Raw genomic sequence first — 21,232 nt, forward strand, 5'->3', positions numbered from 1 at the left:
TCACTGTCTTTTTTAATTCGATGATTCTATTTTGCTCGCCCATGCATATAGTAGTAAAAAATGCGAGGGTGATAGATTATGGAATTGAAAAAAAGAAAAGATCAATGGACAAAGGAAGACGATGAAAGATTAGCAGAAATTGTGTTGCATAATGTGCAAAATGGCAAAACACAGCTAGAAGCTTTTGAAATGGCTGCTACTGAACTAGGGCGTACAAAGCAAGCGTGTGGTTTCCGTTGGAATAAAACATTACGTAGTCAATATAGTCAGTCACTATTAGCTGTTCGAAATCAACCGCAACAATCTATGCGGAGCCATTTGAAATTGGCATTAACAAGTTTTGATGAATTAACAGAGGCCTATCAAAGTCTTGAAATAAGACACCGTGAATTACAAAGTGAGCATGATAAACTAGTGAAATGGTTGCAGCAAGGATATTCTTTAATGAAAGATTAAAATGAGGCTGACGAAAATTAATAGTGCTACTGTAGAGTAAGTTACTTAGAAAGAATGTAAACTTGAACAAAACATAATCCTGCGCTAAGCGTTTCAACAATTATTTATCCCGCATTAACGGGCAGTAATTTATCTGTACCGAAAGCAAAGAAGATGGGTGGGAGAATAACTGCCTGTAAAAGCCCGATTGGTGTATAATAAAAGAACCTGCATAGGAGGTGCCTTAGAACTGTTTCTGAGGCACCTCCTTCTGTAGTGAGGGACGGAGAAGGAAGATTTGTGATAGGCTGTTTAGAAGGGTATTCTCTCATTTAGATTGCCCATTTGCGAATGTGGGAGGTGTGAAGTGTAGTGGAAGTAGCGATTATTGGTGCTGGGGCGGTGGGTCAGTTAACGGCAAGTTTTTTAGCTGAGTCTGGTATGTCTGTAACGTTAGTTGCAAGAAGGCAAGGACAGGTAGATGAACTTAATGCAAAGTATTTAACGCGAGTGAACGTTGATGGAACGAAAACTGTACAAAAAATTGCTTCAACTATGAAGTTAGAGGGGCTACCACAGCAAGATTTAATTGTGGTTGCGGTTAAATACGGTCAATTACAAGAACTTTACGAACAATTATCGTCGTTGCCGAGTACAGTATCATTGTTGTTTATGCAAAATGGTTTAGCGCATTTTGACGAAGTACTACGTTTGCCACAAAAAAATATTGCCTTTTGCTCTGTGTCATTTGGTGCACAAATGATAGATCAGTCTACCGTACAACATAGAGGTATAGGTGCTTGTAAAATTGCGTTAGAGCGAGGGAATTATGATGCGTTTAATAATTTGTTGCAATTAAGAAATTCCCTTTTTCCAGTTGAATTGGTTGCTAATGCTGAACAAATGTTATTTGAGAAAGCTGTATTCAACTGCTTGATTAATCCATTAACGGCTATATTGCAAGTGAAGAATGGAGAGTTAGTAACAAATAAGCAAGCGTTTTTGTTAATGCAAACCATCTATCAAGAATTAACGGATGCTTTTGAAGGCATAGAACAAGCTATACCTTTTTTCGAGGTGATAGACTTATGTGAAAAAACAGCAAGTAATACATCATCTATGTTAGCGGATCGGATGCAAGGGAGAAAAAGTGAAATTGACACGATTGTTGGAGTGATTCTAGAAAAAGCTCTAGTGAGTGGTCACCATTTGCCTACTTTACGTACTTTATATCACCAATTACTAGCGATAGAGGAGAGCGGTGAAAGACGTTGAAAGATTTTTTACATATTTTTATAAGTATCATTATTTTTTGTCCGATCCTCCTTTTTGTGATTGTTTATTTAATTGGTCGAAAGGTTAAAATTCGTGGCACTCATGCTTTTGGGGTGGCATCGGACGTGACAACGTTGTGTTTGTTTTTTTCAGTACCACTAGCAATTAATGTGCTATGGAAAGTCAATGTTAGCGCACTATTAGTAACATTGGCGATAATGATGGCGATGGTTTTTACATATATTGATTGGCGAACGAAAAAAGAAATTGAAGTAAAATCGCTACTTAAGAAAATTTGGCGCTTTTTATTTTTAGTACTAAGTGCAGCGTATATTGTTATTTGCATAGTAGGTGTTATTCAATCAATTGCAGAATATTTACAGGCTGTCTAAGCATTTTCTTTTCATGTTGAAGCCATAAGCGTTAAAATAATAGCATTAAATATTGTTTTTTTTAGTAATAACTCTATATGTGCAAAAAAATGAATAAAATTCCAATGTACGACAACGTTTAATTATCTGACAAGATCTTATTATTGTTTTTTGAATTCTTGCTGGGAATTGTCATTTTGAATAAACGTTCTAATTATTAAAGGGATTTATTTTATTTCAAGTTGCTTATACAAGAGTGAGAAGATGATTTAGTGAGTAGAGGAGTTTGTGTTAAATGAAACTGGAGTCAATCCAAGTACCCATAAAAAATCGTTTGCTAGCAGATTATTGGTCGCCAAATACTACTATCCATGAGTTTTTTGAATACGAATATAACGATAAATCTTTTAAAAAGCGAGCGCAATACTTAGATCAGCATGCGCATGATCAAAAAGAATTAACAGCTATCATACGTCAATTTATGGAGCCGCTTGGTATATCAAAGAAAGCGAATGAACATTTACAGAACCTAGAACAAGGGGCTGTTGCGGTTGTTGGTGGGCAGCAAGCGGGTATCTTAACAGGCCCTCTTTACTCGGTGCATAAGGCGATTTCAGTCATTACATTAGCGAAAGAGCAAAGTGTAAAGCTTCAGCGACCAGTTGTTCCTGTATTTTGGATAGCTGGAGAAGATCATGATTTAGAAGAAATTAACCATACGTATACTGTACATGGTGTAGATATTAAAAAACGTGCTTACGGTGAACGTTCAAGACGTAAAACAATGGCTTCTGTAACGAATATAAACAAAGAATCCATGACACAATTGATAAATACTATTGCTAAGGATATTGGTGAAACAGAATTCACTGAAATGCTTATTAAACAATTAGTGGATACTCTTAATAAGAGTGAAACGTTTACGGAATTCTTTGCACAACTTATGAACCAATTGTTTAAAGATGAAGGTTTATTGATGATTGATGCAGCGGACTTTAAATTCCGTCAATATGAGAGTGAGAATTTTACCCGTATCATTCATAAAAATGAAGAAATTGCTAGAGTGGTAACAGAAAAAGAAGCGGAGCTTGAACGTGCGGGTTATGGCAAGCCTATTTTGGCAACAAACGAAGCGGCCAATCTATTCTATGTAGAAGAAGGAGAGCGTCATCTTTTAGAAAGAAAAAATCAGCAATTTGTTAATCTAGCTGCAAATATCAAGCTATCACGTGAAGAAGTTTTAAGAATTGCTGAAAAACATCCTGAGCAGTTAAGTAATAACGTTGTGACGCGTCCGTTAATGCAGGAAATGACATTGCCGGTGCTAGCGTTTGTTGGTGGACCGGGGGAGCTTGCATACTGGGCGACTTTGAAGGATGCATTTTCGGTATTAGGCTTACAAATGCCAATTTTTGCTCCACGTCTTCATATCACGATTGTCACACGTCAAGTAGAACGACTTTTATATGAGTATCGTTTAAATGTTGCTGATGTTTGGGATGGGAAAGCGTTACAGCTTAAAGAACAGTTTATTGCTGAAGTACAGGATACTAAAGCGAAGCATCAAATTCAAATGATGAAACGAGAGCTTTTAGAAAAATATGATGCACTTCAACTTTATTTAGAAGAGCAACATCTATTACTAGATAAAATACTTGTGAAAAATAAAGAGAATCATCTAAAGCAATTTGAGTATTTACAGCAAAAGGTTGAACAAACTGTGCTTAACAAGCATGAAACGACAATTCGAAAATTTATGACGCTACAAAATGAGTTATTTCCAAATGAAGGATTCCAAGAAAGATCTTATAATCCTTATCAATATTTCAGTGAGTTTGGACCTATGTTAATTACTGAAATGCTGAAACAAAATTTTAGCATTGGCAATCACCACTATATAATTTATTTATAATTCCGATGCGTGTATCTTTATACCTAATTATCGATTTGTTACAATGCTAATTTGATGAACGATGTCGACATAAATAGTAAAAAAAGAGCTATCCTAATGAGGATAGCTCTTTTTTTATGTCATTTAGCATAGATTCAAAAAATTGTTAAAGGTCTAATCACACATTAAGTGTTAAAATGTCAAGTTTTTTTTAAAAAAAGTGGAGGAAAGTGGGGGGATGTGGTACATTATTTAATAAAGTGGGGTGAATAGCATGTTCATGGGAGAATATCAACACTCTGTTGATGCGAAAGGACGATTAATCGTGCCCGCAAAATTTCGTGAAGCCTTAGGTGAAACGTTTGTTGTGACACGCGGACTTGATAATTGTTTATTTGGCTATCCTATGGATGAATGGCGAAAACTCGAAGAAAAATTAAAGGGCTTACCGATGACCAAAAAAGATACACGTGCATTTGCGAGATTTTTCTTTTCTGGAGCAACGGAAGTAGAGATAGACAAGCAGGGGCGCGTTAATATTCCTTCAACTCTTATGCAACATGCACATCTTGTGAAAGAATGTGTAGTGTTAGGAGTTTCGAATCGAATTGAAATATGGGCGAAAGATGCTTGGGAGGCTTACTTTAGTGAGTCGGAACAATCCTTTAATGAAATTGCAGAAAATATGATTGGCTTTGATTTTTAATTTTTTAGTTAAGGCCAGAGGGGAGCGAGTGGTATGTTCGATCATACAACCGTGTTATTAAAAGAAACAGTTGATGGGTTGAACATCGATCCTGATGGTGTGTATGTGGACTGTACTCTAGGTGGGGCAGGACACAGTGAATATTTAGTACAACAATTATCTGAAAAAGGGCGTTTAATTTGCTTCGATCAAGATACGATAGCTATTAATAATGCAAAAATTCGATTGGCGCCATATATTGAGCGTGTGACATTTGTCCATTCGAATTTCCGCTATTTAAAAGAAGAGCTATTAGCGCTTGGTATTGAGCAAGTTGATGGCATTTTATATGATTTAGGCGTATCTTCACCACAGCTAGATACACCAGAACGTGGCTTTAGTTATCACCATGATGCACCTCTAGATATGCGCATGGATCAAACGGCATCACTGACAGCGTTTCATGTCGTGAATGAATGGGCATATGAAGATTTAGTACGTATATTTTTCCGTTATGGAGAAGAAAAATTCTCCAAGCAAGTTGCTCGTAAAATCGAAGAAGCACGTAAGGTAGCACCGATCGAAACAACCGGCCAACTTGTAGAACTTATTAAAGAGGGTATTCCAGCAGCGGCTCGCCGTAAAGGTGGACATCCAGCGAAGCGCATATTCCAAGCAATACGAATTGCTGTTAACGATGAGCTAGGCGCGGCAGAGGATTCATTAGTCGATGCGATTGATATGATAAACATAGGTGGACGCATAAGTGTCATTACGTTCCATTCATTGGAGGACCGCCTATGCAAGACTATCTTTAAGGAAGCGTCATCATTACCGGAATTACCACCGAATTTACCAGTAATTCCTGATGACATGAAGCCAACTTTAAAGCTTGTCACGAGAAAGCCGATTGTTCCTTCTGATGAAGAATTAGCAGTAAATAATCGTGCTCGTTCAGCAAAGCTTAGAGTGGTAGAGAAAATTAACGACAAAGGGCGTGAGTAAATGGCAGTAGTTCGTGTAAGGCAGCACCAGCAACAACAAGTGCAACAACCGATAACACCCCCTAGTCCACAACCCACTATCATACGTCGTAAAAAAACGAACCAGAAGTTTGAAAAGACAATGCTAATAGTTTTTGTTGGCATTATTGCTGTATTGTCAGTACTAGTTTTAAATAAGCAAGCAGCAATTCAAACGACAAGCATGGACATTCAAAAAATCGAAACTAAAGCAGAAGAGATTGCTAAACAGAATGTTGACTTGACAGTTCGTGTAAGTGAACTTTCTACATACGATAACATATGGAAAAAAGCTAAAGAACTCGGTTTAACTCAAAATGAGAAAAATGTAAAGGTAGTGCCGGGAGAATGAAAAAAAAGAGATTTCGATTCCAATGGGGAGCCTTTCTATTATTAATTTTTTATGGAGGGCTCTTTTTTCTATTGTTCTCAAGAATGTTTATGTTACAGGCGACAGGTGAAGTGGAAGGACAAGAGCTTGCGGCAAGGGCAGCTGCGAAATATAGCAAAGAAAGTGCAATAACAGCAAGCCGTGGGAAAATTTATGATGCAAATGGTCAAGTCATCGCTGAGGATACACTTAGTTATCGACTAATCGCAATCGTCAATGAAAAGGCCACGACGGATGCAAAAAACCCTCGACATGTAGTAGATGCTGAAAAAACTGCGAAAATATTACATGAATATATTCCTGCTATGGACGAAGAAAAAATCTATAAACAACTTACTAGGGTAAATGATAAGGGCGAAAAGCCTTATCAAGTTGAATTTGGAAGTGCGGGCCGTGGAATAAGTCATGAGACTATGAGTAAAATCAAAGCGGAGAAATTACCGGGGATTCTATTTATCAACGACTTAAAACGTTATTATCCAAATGGTATCTTTGCCTCGCACTTAGTTGGCTTTGCACTAAAAGAGGAAAATAAGGATGGTACGTTCACGACAAAAGGGAAAATGGGTCTAGAGCTTACCTATAACAAAGAACTAACCGGCAAAAACGGTAAGGTCGAATATGAGACAGATGCTTTCCATTATTTATTACCGAATAGTGAAAAAATGGTGACACCTGCAAAAAATGGTGATGACATTTATTTAACCATAGATAAAACAATTCAAAGCTTTTTAGAGGAAGCGATGACATCGGTTGAAAAAGAATATAATCCTGAATCAATGACAGCTATTGTGGCAGAAAGGAAAACAGGTAAAATCCTAGCGATGTCTCAGCGACCTACGTTTAATCCTGATACACGTGAAGGCAATAATATGAAGTGGCTGAATGAGGCTATTGAAGAGACCATTGAACCAGGTTCGACGATGAAAACGTTCACGCTCGCTTCTGCTATTGATACTGGGGTTTGGGATCCAAATAAAAGGTATATGTCAGGTAGTTATAAAGTGCTTGATCGTACAATTCGAGATCATAACGGAGTTGGTTGGGGGCCAATTACTTATCTAGATGGTTTCCAGCGTTCATCGAATACAGCGATGGCAAATTTATTAAAGCTTATTGGTGAGGATGTCTTTTTTGACTATTTAGATCGATTTGGTTTTGGCAAGAAAACAGGCATTGATTTACCAAATGAAGCATCAGGTACACTTTTGTCGAAATATCCAGTAGAACGAGTGACAACAACGTTTGGTCAAGGTTCTACGGTAACGCCAATTCAGTTAATTCAAGCAATGACAGCGATTGCTAATGATGGGAAAATGATGCAACCGTATGTGATAGATCGTATCGTTGATCCTTCGACAGGAAAAATTATTCAAAAACATAAGCCGATTGAAAAGGGACAACCAGTTTCAGCTGACACAGCGAAGCAAGTAAGAGAAATCCTTGCATCTACGTTAACGGCTAAAAATGGTACGGCGAAGGACTTTGTTCTTGATGAATATGAAGTTGCGGGGAAAACAGGTACTGCCCAAATTCCACTAGGAAATGGTAGATATTCGTGGGGCTCAAATGAATTCCTGTATTCATTCCTAGGGATGGCTCCTGCAGATAATCCTCAGCTCATCATGTATGTCTCGGTAAAAAGACCAAAGTTAAAGTCAGGTGAACTGGGTTCTGTACCAGTTTCAAAAATATTTAAACCAGTTATGTTAAATAGTTTAAAGTATTTAAATGTTAATCCTGAAGATGTGAAACATGTTGACAATTCAACAATAAAGGATTATACAGGTCAAAGTGCTGAGGCTATACAAGTAGAGCTTTCGAACGATGGTCTACAGCCAGTTATTGTTGGTGGTGGCGGTAAAATTATTGACCAGTATCCAAAAGGTCATCAAAAACTCGTTAAAGGTAACTTTGTGTTTTTAAAGACAGCGGGTGATGTAACACTGCCAGACTTCACCAATTGGTCATTACGTAATGTACTTGCTTTTAAGACAATGTCAAATTTAGAAATTGAAGTTGTTGGAGAGGGCTTTGTAGCTAGTCAGAGCGTATCGGCAGGTACCGTAATATCAGATCGTTCACCGATTGTCGTGAAGCTGAAAACGCCAGCTGAAAGCTTTAAGCAAGATGTAGAGACCCCACCCGAGGGTGAAACAACTGAATAAACCTGAATAGAAGCCCACTTTATTTCATACGTTGTAAAAAACAAGGTGTGATGTCGAATGAAGTGGATTTCTATCCATTCTAAAAAGCGATTGCGTATTTTATACGTATTGTTTATGTTTGTAGCCGCTGCGATAGTTATTAGGCTTATCTTCTTGCAAGTATTAGATCAAAAAGAACTAACAAAGAAAGCTGAAGAGAATTGGGACCGAGAAATTCCTTTTGCCAATGAGCGGGGGCATATTACTGATCGTAAGGGGAAAAATATTGTCACTAATAAACTTGCGCCAACTTTATATTTCATGCCTTCTCAAAGTAAGGATATTGAAGGGGCAGCGGCAAAAATTGCACAGGTTTTGGGAGTAGATGAACAAAAGCTTTTGGAAAAAATGAAGAAAAAAGAATACTTAGTCAAGCTGGCACCTGAAGGGAAAAATATTCCCTATGAAAAAGCAGTAGAGTTACAAGGTATGCAGATTGAGGGATTATATAGTGGTGTCGATTATTCAAGGGATTACCCATATGGTACCCTACTATCTCGCTTTTTAGGTTTCACAGGCTATGATGCTCAAGGGTTAGCAGGGATTGAATATGAATACAATAAGCTGTTAAAGGCTAATTCTTCGGCAATACGGATCTTTACAGATGCGAAAGGGAATAATTTACCGAACGTAAAGAGTGCATGGAAGGCTGGTGAAGATGGCGCAACGATCGAGCTAACGATAGACGTAGATGCACAACAGGTCGTAGAGCGTGAGTTGTCACAGGCAATGGAGCGTTATGAAGCTGACCAAGCAATGGCGATTGCTATGAATCCAAACAATGGCGAGATCTTAGCGTTAGCCTCATATCCTACCTTTAATCCAGCAGAATATCAAACGGTAGAGCCTGCTATCTACAATCGGAATTTACCAGTTTGGATGACATATGAGCCCGGGTCAACGTTCAAAATTATAACTCTTAGTGCTGCTTTAGAAGAAAATGTAGTGGATTTAGAGAAGGATACTTTTTATGATCCAGGCTATTCAATGGTTGCTGGAGCAAGATTGCGTTGTTGGAAGCGAGAGGGTCATGGCTCTGAAACCTTCCTTGAAGTTGTAGAAAATTCTTGTAACCCAGGCTTTATTGAATTAGGTCAGCGAATAGGTAATGAAAAACTACTACAGTATATTAAAGATTTTGGTTTTGGTAAAAAAACAGGTTCTAACATCGCTGGTGAAGCTTCAGGGATTTTATTTTCCAAGGATTCTTTTGGACCTGTTGAGCAGGCCACAACTTCATTTGGCCAAGGTGTTGCCGTTACACCAATTCAGCAAGTGCAAGCAGTAGCCGCAGCAGTAAATGGGGGCAAGCTTTATACGCCATATGTTGTGAAGAAAATTCTTAATCCTAATACCGGAGAAGTTATAGAAGAGACTAAACCAGAAGTTAAAAAACAGGTTATTCGTGAGGAGACGTCAGCAAAGGTTCGAGGTGCATTAGAATCTGTTGTAGCGAAGGGCTCAGGACGTCAAGCTTACCGTGATGGATTACGGATAGGCGGCAAAACAGGTACAGCACAAAAGGTAGAGAACGGCCGTTATAAAGACGGCGAATATATCGTATCGTTTATTGGTTTCGCACCTGCGGATAATCCGCAAATTGTCGTTTATGTAGCAGTAGATAACCCGAAAAAGGGAACACAGTTTGGCGGTGTGATAGCAGCTCCAATCGTTGGTCAAATTATTGAAGATGTTGCACCTTTTGTTGGCATTGAAAAATCAAAGGAACAGCTTGAAAAGGATTATCGTTGGGGTGACCCAATCACTGTGAAGGTACCAAGTTTTATTGGTCAAACGAAGGATGATATTGCCAAGCAACAATATCCATTCCGTATTGTATGGCATGGAGAGGGAACTAAAATTGGCAATCAACTGCCTGAAGTGGATAGTGTTATCAAACAAGATGGCACCATTCATCTTTATTTAGAAAACTAATATAACTTTACCTTTAAAAAATGGGAAAGAACCACTATTATTATGAAGGGTAGTAATAAATACATGAAAGTTTGTGCTTTTTTCTTTAAGAAGAAAGTGAAACAAGATTTAAAGGAGATTTTTCAATGAAACTCGCAACAACGCTTACCATTTTAGCTCTTGCTTTTATAGTAACAGTTATCCTGGCACCAATTAGTATTCCACTTCTTCGTCGATTAAAGTTCGGTCAAAGTATTCGTGAAGAGGGACCAAAATCCCATATGAAAAAAGCTGGTACACCAACAATGGGAGGCATTATTTTCTTACTTGCCATTATCCTTACTACTGTTGGTGTAGGTAGCTTTTTAGATTTATTTACAACACAAACCGTTGTACTGTTATTAGTATTAGTAGGGTTTGGGTTAATCGGCTTGTTAGATGATAGCTTAAAGGTTGTTTTTAAACGTAATTTAGGACTTACATCGCTTCAAAAGCTTATTGGTCAAATTGTCATTGCGATTGTGGCCTATTTCTTACTACATGTAGGATCATTTGATACTACACTTGCTATACCATTTACAGATTGGACGATCGATCTTGGTAATTTCTATGTAGCCTTTTTAATTTTCTGGTTAGTGGGCTTCTCAAATGCAGTAAATTTAACAGACGGATTAGATGGGCTAGTGGCAGGTACTGCATCCATTGCCTTTGCGGCATTTGGTGTTATTGCTCTATTCCAAGATCAGGCTGATATCGCCTTATTTGCATTTGCGGTGACAGGTGCATTATTAGGATTTTTACTTTTTAATGCGAATCCAGCAAAGGTATTTATGGGAGATACGGGTTCGTTAGCATTAGGTGGAGCTTTAGCCATGGTATCTGTTTTAGTAAAAACAGAATTCTTACTATTATTAATTGGATTGGTGTTTGTTATTGAAACATTATCCGTTATTTTACAGGTAGGTAGCTTCAAACTTCGTAAAAAACGTATTTTTAAAATGAGTCCTATTCATCATCATTTTGAATTATCAGGTTGGTCAGAATGGAAGGTAGTACTTGTCTTTTGGTCAACTGCTTTAGCAGTAGCATTGATTGCAGTTTTATCGGAGGCGTTCTTATGAGAAACTTTACAGATTTACAACATAAAAAAGTCCTTGTTTTAGGTCTAGCTAAAAGTGGGGTGGCTGCAGCTGAGATTTTACATGAGCTAGGCGCCTTTGTGACGGTCAATGATTCAAAACCATTTGATGAAAGTCCAGATGCACAAGGCCTATTGCAAAAGGGTATTACGGTTATTTGTGGGCGTCACCCAGAGGATTTACTAGATGAAGGCTTTGAATTAGTTGTGAAAAATCCAGGGATTCCATATAGCAATAAAATCGTAGCAGATGCAATAAGCCGTGAAATTCCCGTATGGACAGAAATTGAGCTTGCCTATTTAATTAGTGAAGCTCCATTTATTGGTATTACAGGATCAAACGGTAAAACAACTACGACAACATTAATTTTTGACATGCTGAATAACGGTAGTTTAAAACCTTTAATTGCAGGGAATATAGGAACAGTTGCGTGTGGTGTTGCAAGAGAGGCACAAAAGGATAATGTAATTGTTACAGAGTTATCGTCTTTCCAATTAATGGGGACGAAAACATATAAGCCGAAAATCGCTATTTTAACAAATCTTTATGATGCGCATCTTGATTATCATGGGACATTTGACAACTATGCAGAGGCAAAATTTGGTGTTACACGTAATCAAGATAAAAGCGATTATTTTATCTATAATGCTGACCAGCCGATTGTTGTTGGCTATGCAACAAAATCTAATGCTAATAAGATACCATTCAGTTCTAAGGGACGTATGGATGAAGGTATTAGTGCGGATGACACAACAATTTACTGGCAAGGTGAACCGTATCTAGAACGAGCAAAAATCGCTTTACCTGGTAAGCATAACTTAGAAAATATTTTAGCAGCTGTCGCAGCTTGTATTTTAGTCGGCTGTGACAAAGCTAAAATGGAAGAAGTTTTAGCAAAGTTTGAAGGAGTTCGTCACCGTACTCAGTTCGTGCGTGAATGGAACGGACGCAAAATTTACAATGACTCCAAAGCTACAAACTGCTTAGCTACAAAAAGTGCTTTAGATGCATTCCAAGCACCTGTTATTTTACTTGCAGGTGGCTTAGATCGAGGACATTCGTTTGAAGAATTACGTCCATGCATGAGCCATGTAAAAGGTGTTGTTGCATTCGGAGAAACAGGGCTACGCTTTGTAGAATTTGCGAAGTCGTGTGGTGTACAACAAACTGTCATTGCACAAAATGTTGAAGATGCCGTACATTATGCGGCGCCGATGTCGGCAGAAGGCGATGTAATTTTATTATCCCCAGCATGTGCAAGCTGGGATCAATATGACAGCTTTGAAATACGAGGCGATGTTTTTATTGATGCTGTAATGAAGCTGTAATGAGCCTGTAACTATTTTAGAATATACTTGACTTGGAAGGATGGCATTACTGAGAGGGAAAGAAAGCTATTTATTGCTCGTCACAACATTGATGCTTTCTATAATCGGCATTATTTTCGTCTATTCTGCAGGTACCTATTGGAGTGCCGTTCATTATAGTGGAAAAATGCCGTTTTATATGAAGCAAAGTCTATACTTTGCCGTAGCCATTGTAGTGTTTTTAATCACTATTCGATTAAATATTTTGAAAGAGCAGTCCTTTTGGAAAATGGCCTATATATTTTCGTTAGTTTTACTAGTCCTTGTACTAATACCAGGGATTGGACTTGTACGAAATGGTTCTCAAAGCTGGATTGGCGTAGGTCCTTTAACGATTCAGCCAGCAGAACTAACGAAAATTACAGTCATTGTATACATGAGCCATATTTTAGCGCAGCATAAAACAGGTACGTCGATTATTAATTGGCGGCATGGATTAATCTTATTATTGCCCGTTGTACTTATTATGCTACAGCCTGATTTTGGTTCAGTTTTTATTCTTGTTGTTTCTGTGTTTTTATTGTTTTTTGTGGCAGGGTATCCTTTAAAGCTATATGTGATGTTTTTGATCGCTGGGATTGCTGGGTTAGTAGGCTTGATCGTCACAGCTCCATACCGACTAAAGCGGATTCAGGCATTTATAGATCCGTGGGTCGATCCTTTAGGAAGTGGGTTTCAGGCTGTACAATCGTTAATGGCTATAGGTCCTGCTGGGATTTTCGGGCATGGTTTTGGACAAAGTAGGCAAAAGTTTTTATATTTACCTGAACCACAAAATGACTTTATTTACGCAATAATTCTTGAAGAGGTTGGATTGCTTGGTGGACTTGTTATTTTAGCGCTTTTCATACTGGCGATTTATGCAGGCTATAAGTTTGCAGTGCGGGCTAAAACAAGAACATCTTATTACGCGATCATTGGACTTGTAACAATGCTGACCGTACAAGCATTTCTAAATATAGCAGTAGTGATTGGCTTAGTTCCTGTAACAGGTGTCACATTACCTTTTATCAGCTATGGAGGAACATCTTTAGTAACAATGTGGCTAATAATAGGTATTATTTATCAATTAGCGAAATAAATATAAAGGAGGAGTACTTTTTGGAGAAAGTAATTGATATAGAAGATCGCATACCTACGCTAAAAAAGCGACGAAAAAAGCGTACAAATCGGAAATTTATAGTGCTAATATTACTTTTCTTTATCGTGTTAGCAGTACTCCTTTATTTTCAATCTCCTTACAGTAAAATCAACAAAATAACAGTCAACGGCGCTCGATTAGTAGAAGAACAATATTATTTGAAGGCAAGCACTCTTGCAACTGGAAAGTCGATGTGGGGATTTAAAGTAGAAGACGTAGAGAAAATATTACTAAAGGATAAATGGGTGAAAGAAGCACATGTTAAACGAAATTGGCTTCAAGGCGTGACAATAGAAATTAAAGAATGGAAAAAGGTTGCGTACTTAGCTGGTGACGGTACTTATTATCCATTACTTGAAAATGGCCAGCGTTTTGAACAAGCTGGGGATGACATCCCGATTGATGCACCTGTATTTATCGGCATAACTGGCGAAAAGACAATTAAGAAACTTGTGAAGCAATTAGCAAAATTAAATCCGGAAGTATTAGCATTAATTTCTCAAGTCAATACTAACAGTAATGATACAAATCCTAATGCAATCAAGCTCTATATGAATGATGGCTACGAAGTTCGTGCTGTTATTCAAACTTTAGCAGAAAAGCTAAATCATTACCCCTCACTTGTGGCACAAATTCCAAATTTGGAAAAGGGGGTTATCGATTTAGAGGTCGGCTCGTATTATCGTCCTTTCAATAATGAGTACAACCATACGAACATTGACATTGAAAAAGATGTGGCCAACCAGGAAGTGAAAAAAGATGAACAACAAGAAAAAGAGTAGCAAAGAAAATTTCTTTTCAAGAAAACAATTTCAGTTGCTTATTGTTTGTATAACAATGGGGTTTATCATTGGCTATTCATATAACCAGGCAAAAGATAATCGAGATGCAGGTTCGACTAATACAAAGCTTTTTGAGCAAGAGGATTCATATCGTGAGGAGTTAATTGCACAGCAAGAGCGCAATAAAGAATTGTCAGAAGAGGCGAATGCTTTACAAGAAAAAATTCGCAAGTATGAAAAGTCATTTGTCGCTAGCAAAAAGGATTATACAAAGCTTGTTAATGAAGCAGAGGATTTACGCTTGTTGTTAGGAGATTTAAATGCAGAAGGAAAAGGCATACGTATAACGCTTCAAGATGGTGATTACGATCCGAAATCTGCTAATCCTAATGATTATATCGTGCATGAAAGCCATATTTTTAAATTGCTCAATGAGCTTAAAATTTCTGGTGCTCAGGCAATTGCTATTAATGGGCAACGTGTTCTGGCTAATTCTTATATACGCTGTAATGGACCAGTCATTACTATTGATGGCAAGCAGCATCCAGCTCCATTCGTCATCGAAGCAGTAGGAGATTCGGCAACATTAATAGCTTCCTTAAACTTAAATGGTGGTATTGTGGATCAATTATTAAATGACAATATAGTTGTATCATTAGAAGAAGATCAAAAGCTAACAATGCCAAAAGCGAAAATTGAAAGTTAAACATTTTCTAATCAATATTTACAGATTAAATTTAGTTATAGTCTCCAGGTAGGTTATAGATTTTGCATGATTCAAGATCTAAACCGTAAATCTGTGAGGGGTTACGATACGTCTAGGAGGGGCTATTTTGAAAAAAAATATGTACACCCGAATAACGATCGTGCTATTTATTATCGGTTTGATGATAGCGGTACAATACAATACCATAAAGCAACCAGCTGAGCGAGATACACGAGATATTTGGGCCATAAGAGAGGAATTAGCAGAAGAAAAGCAAAGGCATTCCACATTATTAGCAGAAATTCGCTCACTAAATGAAGTAGTGGGTCGCTATGAGCAATCTGAGAAAGCAAATTTACAGTCAGCATTAGATGAAACGCTGAATCGTTTAAAGCTACAGGCAGGGCTAACAGAAGTCACAGGACCAGGAGTTGTACTCCGTGTTGAACCAGCGCCCGAATTAGTAGAAATGGGGTATAAAATCAAAGAGATTTCACCTGATTTACTAACCCAATTACTAAATGCTCTGTTTAAAAACAATGCAGCGAGTGTCTCGATAGATGGAAATCGCGTTGTCCATACGACAGCCATTCGAGATATAAATGGAAAGACTACAGTGAACAGTGTACCACTGTCCTCACCACCCTTTGAAATTTATGTTGGGACAAGCTCTTTTAAGGAGGCTCAAAAAATGTACAATTCGTTACAAGCCTCAACATTTATTGATTCCTTTTATTTAGATAACTTTAATTTAATCATAGAGGAACCAATTGAGCATTTAACAATCCCGGCATTTGATCAGCCATTGACAAATGATTATTTAACAGAGGTGAAAAAAGGAGAATAATATATGTGGCTACCATTTTTAGGTTTGGTATTTGGACTTGCCCTTGGCTTGTTAACAAATATACAAATACCCTCTATATATGAAAATTATCTGTCAATAGCTGTTTTAGCAGCTTTAGATACATTATTTGGCGGTATTCGCGCTCAATTACAGCAAGTATATGACGATAAAGTATTTGTATCAGGATTCTTTTTTAATATAATTCTGGCGGCGGGATTAGCCTTTTTAGGTGTGTATTTAGGGATAGATTTGTATTTAGCTGCTATTTTCGCTTTCGGAGTACGTTTATTCCAAAACATAGCAATAATTAGGCGTATTTTACTAACTCGGTTGGAGGAGAAACGTCACAAAAGGAATAAAAATTCCATAGAATGAGAGAAAAATTCAGCAAAATACTCGATTTGCTTAGACATTATGCCGAATTTACAATAGAATGAGAATAAGAGCATTTTTTCAAGGAGGTGCAGCTAATTGAATCAGCAAGATTTATATATTTCACTTGATATAGGATCATCCTCTATCAAGGTATTAATAGGAGAAATGAGCGACGGTCAATTACATGTAATTGGAGTCGGAAATGCAAAGTCGAATGGAGTTCGAAAAGGTGCAATTGTTGATATTGATGCAACAGTTCAATCGATTCGAAAAGCAATAGAACAAGCCGAGAGAATGACAGGATATCAAATTAATGAAGTCGTTTTAGGTGTTCCAGCTAACCAGACGATGTTACAGCTAGTTAAAGGTGTTGTCGCTGTAAATAGTGAAAATAGAGAAATTACAGATGATGATTTAGATAGAGTGGTAGAATCTGCACAAGTCATGTCAATACCTCCTGAACGTGAATTAGTAAATATTATTCCTAGACAATTTATTGTGGACAATCTAGATGAGATTAAAGATCCACGAGGTATGATTGGTATTCGTTTAGAAATGGATGCCACAATGATTACAACTTCCAAAACACTTTTACACAATGTTTTACGTTGTGTAGAACGTGCAGGTCTTAGTATTCGAGAAATCTATTTACAACCATTAGCAGCAGGTTTTTTTGCATTAACGGAGGATGAAAAAAACCAAGGTACCGCTTTTATTGATTTAGGGGGCGGTTCAACTACTATAACAGTATTCGAAGAGGGACTGTTAACACATACGGGTGTCATTCCAGTTGGTGGCGATCATATCACGAAAGATATTTCGATCGTGTTAAAAACACCAACAGAACAGGCAGAACAAATTAAACATCAATTTGGACATGCCTATTATGATGACGCATCAGATGATGAACTCTTCGAAGTACCGGTTGTAGGGACAGATTCAACAGATCAGTACAGCCAGCGCTTTATATCAGAAATAATTGGCGCTCGTTTGGAAGAATTATTTGAGTTAGTCATCGACGAGTTAGCACGTCTAGGTGTTAGAGATTTACCAGGCGGTGTTGTTTTGACAGGAGGCGTCGCAAAGCTTGAGGGTATTGCTCAATTGGCACGTCAGATTCTGCAAACACGTGTTAGAATATACACACCTGACTATATTGGCGTTAGAGAGCCTTCATTTACGACGGCAGTTGGACTTATTCGTTACGCCTATTTAGAAGATGATTTTTATGGAAAAAGTGCTAATACGCAGCCTATTGAATATGCAGTTGTAGGATCTCCTGCAGCCACACCTAAAAAGCAAGAATATGCTGCACCTTCAGAATCAAAAGGAAGCGTAATTGGAAGAGCAAAAAAATTATTTGATAAGTTTTTTGATTAACTTGAATGCGTAATGAATGATACAGAGTCGAGTTACCGTGGGAGGAAAAAGAAATGTTAGAATTTGATACAAGTGTTGATCAACTTGCAGTAATAAAAGTCATTGGTGTTGGTGGCGGCGGTAACAACGCTGTCAATCGAATGATAGAACATGGTGTACAAGGTGTTGACTTTATCGCAGTAAACACAGATGCACAGGCACTAAATTTATCGAAAGCAGAAATAAAGCTACAAATTGGTACGAAACTCACACGTGGGTTAGGTGCAGGTGCAAATCCGGAAGTAGGGAAAAAGGCTGCAGAAGAAAGCCGTGAACAATTAGAAGAGGTTCTACGTGGTGCAGATATGGTATTCGTTACAGCTGGAATGGGCGGAGGAACTGGTACTGGTGCCGCGCCAGTAATCGCACAAATTGCTCGTGATTTAGGAGCTCTTACAGTCGGTGTTGTAACGCGTCCATTCACATTTGAAGGTCGTAAACGCCAAACACAAGCTATCGGTGGTATTGGTGGCATGAAGGAATCTGTAGATACTTTAATCGTTATTCCAAACGACAAGCTATTACAAATTGTCGATAAATCTACGCCAATGCTAGAGGCATTCCGTGAAGCAGATAATGTTTTACGACAAGGTGTACAAGGTATTTCAGATTTAATTGCAACGCCGGGCCTTATTAACTTAGACTTTGCAGACGTAAAAACAATTATGTCTAACAAAGGTTCAGCATTAATGGGTATCGGTATTGCTACAGGTGAAAATCGCGCTGCAGAAGCTGCTAAGAAAGCTATTTCAAGTCCTTTACTTGAATCATCAATTGATGGCGCTAAAGGTGTCCTTATGAATATCACTGGTGGCTCGAACCTCAGCTTATTTGAAGTACAAGAGGCTGCAGATATTGTAGCTTCAGCATCAGATGAAGAAGTAAATATGATTTTCGGTTCTGTTATTAACGAAAATCTAAAAGATGAAATTATTGTGACAGTAATTGCGACTGGTTTCTCAGAGGAAGCTCTACAGCAACAGCGTAATACTGCACGACCGACGTTAAATACAAATAGACAAGCCGTACAGCAACAGCAAGCTCCAATTCGTGAACAACGTCAAGATATGCATGTACAGCAAGAACAACCACGTCAAAACCAACAAAATTATGCACAGGATGACATGCTTGAGGTGCCAGCATTTTTACGTAACCGTAAAAATCGCGGATAAATCAGCATCCAACATTCTGAAAAACTCGTATTTTACATTATGTGAAATACGAGTTTTTTATATTGATAAGTTGTCCTATTAAATAGAGTATGGCTTTTCTGGGGGCGTCCGATGAGCTGCTTCGCTTCACGGGGTCTCATCTGTGTTTCACTCCAATCAATTAGTTCACATGACATACGTTTTAACAAAATGACATCCAACTCACATGGCATGGCAAGTACCCTCTGACATGTCGCTTTAAATTAGATGATAAACGTAACGAAGCGACAGCAACAACACTAAGAGAGGAAACGGCTCGATGTTCGACTCTCGGAAAAGCGGCGAATAGCCTGGAACAGAAATCATCCCCATTTAAAAAGCTACAACAATCATAAAAGTTTCCTTGATATTTTCAGAGTCTTATAAATTAATTATGTTCAAATGTGTAAGGAAAAGATGTATTTTGTCAAAACATTTTAATAAAATGATGCGATTGTTTGACAATATTTGTGGGAGTAACATGCTAACTTTGTATGTAGGAGGCGGCTGTTATGTATGGAGAATGGCTGGTGCTCATTAATACACTTTTTAATCTAGCGATACTCAAGTTTACAGCAAAAGTAACAGGGGTTTTTGTAAAGAACACGAGATTATTAATGAGTTCTATTTGTAGTAGTTTTGTAGCTGTAATTGGTGGACAAATGCTGTTGACGACGCTACTAAGCTTTATCTTACTAATTGGACTAGCTTTTCGCTTCAAGATTCGAAGTTTTCAAAAGCAAGGACCGATTGTTTTAACAGCAACTATCATTATCGGTGGACTGTTAACAGCATTACAACCGTATTTAAAGAATCTTTCTGTTGTCCATTTTATTATTATTTGCCTACTATTAGCTGTTGGTAATCTAGTTGCTTTTTATAAGCAATGGGGATTTGTAAAGCTTGAGCGGTTAAGTGGTCAGTTTGTGTTTGAAACGACATTAAAAATTTTTGATGTAAAGATACCGCTTTCTGCATTTGCAGATACGGGAAATCAAGCGATTGAGCCACTATCAGGAAAACCTGTTCACTTTGTCTCTTATTCAGCATTACGTCCACATTTACCTGCAGCATTTTGCAAATCATTGTTAGAATGGCAAGAAACTGATCCGTATAATGTATCCATGTTTTCAGAAGATTATCAGCGTTACATTCGATTTATTCATGTTAATACAGTACAACAGCAATCGGTTGTATTAGGTTTTCGCTTTGAAGAGTGGCATATCAAAGGGGAGCACTCACAAGTGAAAACGAATGAATATATCGTTTTAACAAAAAAAGCTAAAAATTTTCCACATAGCACAGCAGCAATTTTACATTTTTCAGCGCTTTCAAATAACTCATAGAGGGGGAGAACTATTGCTTCTTAGGCTACTTGCTAGCTTGAAAAAATTTTGGAGTAAGTTTCGGAGTCGTGAAACGTACTATATAGGGGGAAATGATTCATTGCCAGTGCCACTAAGTCGAGAAGAAGAAGTTACAGTCATTGCATCCTTTATGAATGGTGATTTACGAGCTAGAGATACACTAATTGAACGTAATTTACGTCTTGTTGTTTATATTGCTAGACGTTTTGATAATACGGGTACACCGATTGAGGATTTAATAAGTATTGGCTCTATCGGTTTAATAAAGGCGATTGAAACGTTCAATACAGATAAAAATATTAAGCTTGCCACATACGCGTCTCGTTGTATTGAAAATGAGATTTTGATGCATTTACGTAAAACAAGTCGCATGAAGGGTGAAGTTTCATTAGACGAACCATTAAACTCCGATGCTGATGGAAACGAGTTGTTATTGTCTGATATTTTAGGAACTGAAGAGCATATTATTTTAGACAATGTAGAGAAGAAAATTGAGCGTCAACATATGTTTCATGCCATTAATTTACTAGGTGCGCGTGAACGATATATTATGGAATGTCGCTTTGGTCTCAATGGGAAAATTGAAATGACTCAAAAAGAAGTTGCTGATCATTTAGGAATTTCGCAATCATATATTTCCCGATTAGAGAAGAAAATTATTCAAGATTTACGTGAAAATCTGAATCAGCCAATATCTTAGAGAGGGAA

General features: G+C 37.7%; 20 protein-coding genes. All 20 read left to right on the forward strand.

The window, feature by feature from the left end:
• The first annotated feature begins 78 nt into the window (after window positions 1–78).
• Entirely contained in the window at window positions 79–456 is a 378-nt protein-coding gene (locus tag ACQKNC_RS04550) for a transcriptional regulator (RefSeq protein ID WP_427423687.1), read from the forward strand.
• Window positions 457–807: 351 nt separating this feature from the next.
• Window positions 808–1,710, forward strand: a complete 903-nt coding sequence (locus tag ACQKNC_RS04555; protein ID WP_427423688.1) for a ketopantoate reductase family protein — start codon at window positions 808–810, stop codon at window positions 1,708–1,710.
• The gene (locus ACQKNC_RS04560; RefSeq protein WP_427423689.1) at window positions 1,707–2,102 is read left to right on the forward strand and encodes a DUF3397 domain-containing protein; all 396 of its coding nucleotides are present in this window, start codon (window positions 1,707–1,709) and stop codon (window positions 2,100–2,102) included. The genes ACQKNC_RS04555 and ACQKNC_RS04560 overlap by 4 nt, the downstream gene beginning before the upstream one ends.
• A gap of 274 nt (window positions 2,103–2,376) precedes the next feature.
• Complete coding sequence (bshC, locus tag ACQKNC_RS04565; RefSeq protein ID WP_427423690.1) at window positions 2,377–3,993, forward strand: bacillithiol biosynthesis cysteine-adding enzyme BshC; 1,617 nt, start codon at window positions 2,377–2,379, stop codon at window positions 3,991–3,993.
• A gap of 253 nt (window positions 3,994–4,246) precedes the next feature.
• On the forward strand, window positions 4,247–4,678 hold the full coding sequence (gene mraZ, locus ACQKNC_RS04570; protein WP_427423691.1) for a division/cell wall cluster transcriptional repressor MraZ: 432 nt from the start codon (window positions 4,247–4,249) through the stop codon (window positions 4,676–4,678).
• 33 nt (window positions 4,679–4,711) lie between these two features.
• On the forward strand, window positions 4,712–5,662 hold the full coding sequence (rsmH, locus tag ACQKNC_RS04575; protein ID WP_427423692.1) for a 16S rRNA (cytosine(1402)-N(4))-methyltransferase RsmH: 951 nt from the start codon (window positions 4,712–4,714) through the stop codon (window positions 5,660–5,662).
• Window positions 5,663–6,031, forward strand: a complete 369-nt coding sequence (ftsL2, locus tag ACQKNC_RS04580) for a cell division protein FtsL (RefSeq protein WP_427423693.1) — start codon at window positions 5,663–5,665, stop codon at window positions 6,029–6,031.
• Window positions 6,028–8,238 (forward strand): penicillin-binding protein, encoded by a 2,211-nt coding sequence (locus tag ACQKNC_RS04585; RefSeq protein ID WP_427423694.1) that lies wholly within the window; start codon window positions 6,028–6,030, stop codon window positions 8,236–8,238. The genes ftsL2 and ACQKNC_RS04585 overlap by 4 nt, the downstream gene beginning before the upstream one ends.
• 57 nt (window positions 8,239–8,295) lie before the next feature.
• On the forward strand, window positions 8,296–10,212 hold the full coding sequence (locus ACQKNC_RS04590; RefSeq protein WP_427423695.1) for a stage V sporulation protein D: 1,917 nt from the start codon (window positions 8,296–8,298) through the stop codon (window positions 10,210–10,212).
• Between the two features lie 125 nt (window positions 10,213–10,337).
• On the forward strand, window positions 10,338–11,312 hold the full coding sequence (gene mraY, locus ACQKNC_RS04595) for a phospho-N-acetylmuramoyl-pentapeptide-transferase (protein ID WP_427423696.1): 975 nt from the start codon (window positions 10,338–10,340) through the stop codon (window positions 11,310–11,312).
• Window positions 11,309–12,658, forward strand: coding sequence for a UDP-N-acetylmuramoyl-L-alanine--D-glutamate ligase (gene murD / locus ACQKNC_RS04600; RefSeq protein WP_427423697.1), 1,350 nt, complete (start codon window positions 11,309–11,311; stop codon window positions 12,656–12,658). Before mraY ends, murD begins: the two co-directional genes overlap by 4 nt.
• Before the next feature lie 40 nt (window positions 12,659–12,698).
• Window positions 12,699–13,778 carry an FtsW/RodA/SpoVE family cell cycle protein gene (locus tag ACQKNC_RS04605; protein WP_427423698.1) on the forward strand — a complete coding sequence of 360 codons (1,080 nt, stop codon included), beginning with the start codon at window positions 12,699–12,701 and terminating at the stop codon, window positions 13,776–13,778.
• A gap of 20 nt (window positions 13,779–13,798) precedes the next feature.
• Window positions 13,799–14,620, forward strand: a complete 822-nt coding sequence (locus ACQKNC_RS04610; protein WP_427423699.1) for a cell division protein FtsQ/DivIB — start codon at window positions 13,799–13,801, stop codon at window positions 14,618–14,620.
• The gene (locus ACQKNC_RS04615) at window positions 14,598–15,326 is read left to right on the forward strand and encodes a DUF881 domain-containing protein (RefSeq protein ID WP_427423700.1); all 729 of its coding nucleotides are present in this window, start codon (window positions 14,598–14,600) and stop codon (window positions 15,324–15,326) included. The genes ACQKNC_RS04610 and ACQKNC_RS04615 overlap by 23 nt, the downstream gene beginning before the upstream one ends.
• Before the next feature lie 127 nt (window positions 15,327–15,453).
• Window positions 15,454–16,173, forward strand: a complete 720-nt coding sequence (locus ACQKNC_RS04620) for a DUF881 domain-containing protein (protein ID WP_427423701.1) — start codon at window positions 15,454–15,456, stop codon at window positions 16,171–16,173.
• Between the two features lie 3 nt (window positions 16,174–16,176).
• Window positions 16,177–16,548 (forward strand): small basic family protein, encoded by a 372-nt coding sequence (locus ACQKNC_RS04625; protein WP_427423702.1) that lies wholly within the window; start codon window positions 16,177–16,179, stop codon window positions 16,546–16,548.
• A 96-nt stretch (window positions 16,549–16,644) separates the two neighbouring features.
• Window positions 16,645–17,928, forward strand: a complete 1,284-nt coding sequence (gene ftsA / locus ACQKNC_RS04630; RefSeq protein ID WP_427423703.1) for a cell division protein FtsA — start codon at window positions 16,645–16,647, stop codon at window positions 17,926–17,928.
• A gap of 53 nt (window positions 17,929–17,981) precedes the next feature.
• Window positions 17,982–19,139, forward strand: a complete 1,158-nt coding sequence (gene ftsZ / locus ACQKNC_RS04635; RefSeq protein WP_427423704.1) for a cell division protein FtsZ — start codon at window positions 17,982–17,984, stop codon at window positions 19,137–19,139.
• Window positions 19,140–19,669: 530 nt separating this feature from the next.
• Complete coding sequence (locus ACQKNC_RS04640) at window positions 19,670–20,503, forward strand: sigma-E processing peptidase SpoIIGA (RefSeq protein ID WP_427423705.1); 834 nt, start codon at window positions 19,670–19,672, stop codon at window positions 20,501–20,503.
• Between the two features lie 13 nt (window positions 20,504–20,516).
• Complete coding sequence (gene sigE / locus ACQKNC_RS04645) at window positions 20,517–21,224, forward strand: RNA polymerase sporulation sigma factor SigE (RefSeq protein ID WP_049668349.1); 708 nt, start codon at window positions 20,517–20,519, stop codon at window positions 21,222–21,224.
• The last annotated feature ends 8 nt before the right edge of the window (window positions 21,225–21,232 follow it).

Origin of the sequence: Lysinibacillus sp. NPDC094177, from assembly GCF_050279145.1 — a bacterium.
In the GTDB taxonomy this organism is placed as follows: Bacteria; Bacillota; Bacilli; order Bacillales_A; family Planococcaceae; genus Lysinibacillus.

Coding starts and splice junctions, on each gene's coding strand:
- rsmH (WP_427423692.1), top strand. CDS start 4,712: ATGTTCGATCATACAACCGTGTTATTAAAAGAAACAGTTGATGGGTTG.
- ACQKNC_RS04550 (WP_427423687.1), top strand. CDS start 79: ATGGAATTGAAAAAAAGAAAAGATCAATGGACAAAGGAAGACGATGAA.
- ACQKNC_RS04590 (WP_427423695.1), top strand. CDS start 8,296: ATGAAGTGGATTTCTATCCATTCTAAAAAGCGATTGCGTATTTTATAC.
- mraY (WP_427423696.1), top strand. CDS start 10,338: ATGAAACTCGCAACAACGCTTACCATTTTAGCTCTTGCTTTTATAGTA.
- mraZ (WP_427423691.1), top strand. CDS start 4,247: ATGTTCATGGGAGAATATCAACACTCTGTTGATGCGAAAGGACGATTA.
- ACQKNC_RS04615 (WP_427423700.1), top strand. CDS start 14,598: ATGAACAACAAGAAAAAGAGTAGCAAAGAAAATTTCTTTTCAAGAAAA.
- murD (WP_427423697.1), top strand. CDS start 11,309: ATGAGAAACTTTACAGATTTACAACATAAAAAAGTCCTTGTTTTAGGT.
- bshC (WP_427423690.1), top strand. CDS start 2,377: ATGAAACTGGAGTCAATCCAAGTACCCATAAAAAATCGTTTGCTAGCA.
- ACQKNC_RS04605 (WP_427423698.1), top strand. CDS start 12,699: ATGGCATTACTGAGAGGGAAAGAAAGCTATTTATTGCTCGTCACAACA.
- ACQKNC_RS04585 (WP_427423694.1), top strand. CDS start 6,028: ATGAAAAAAAAGAGATTTCGATTCCAATGGGGAGCCTTTCTATTATTA.
- ftsZ (WP_427423704.1), top strand. CDS start 17,982: ATGTTAGAATTTGATACAAGTGTTGATCAACTTGCAGTAATAAAAGTC.
- ACQKNC_RS04625 (WP_427423702.1), top strand. CDS start 16,177: ATGTGGCTACCATTTTTAGGTTTGGTATTTGGACTTGCCCTTGGCTTG.
- ftsL2 (WP_427423693.1), top strand. CDS start 5,663: ATGGCAGTAGTTCGTGTAAGGCAGCACCAGCAACAACAAGTGCAACAA.
- ACQKNC_RS04640 (WP_427423705.1), top strand. CDS start 19,670: ATGTATGGAGAATGGCTGGTGCTCATTAATACACTTTTTAATCTAGCG.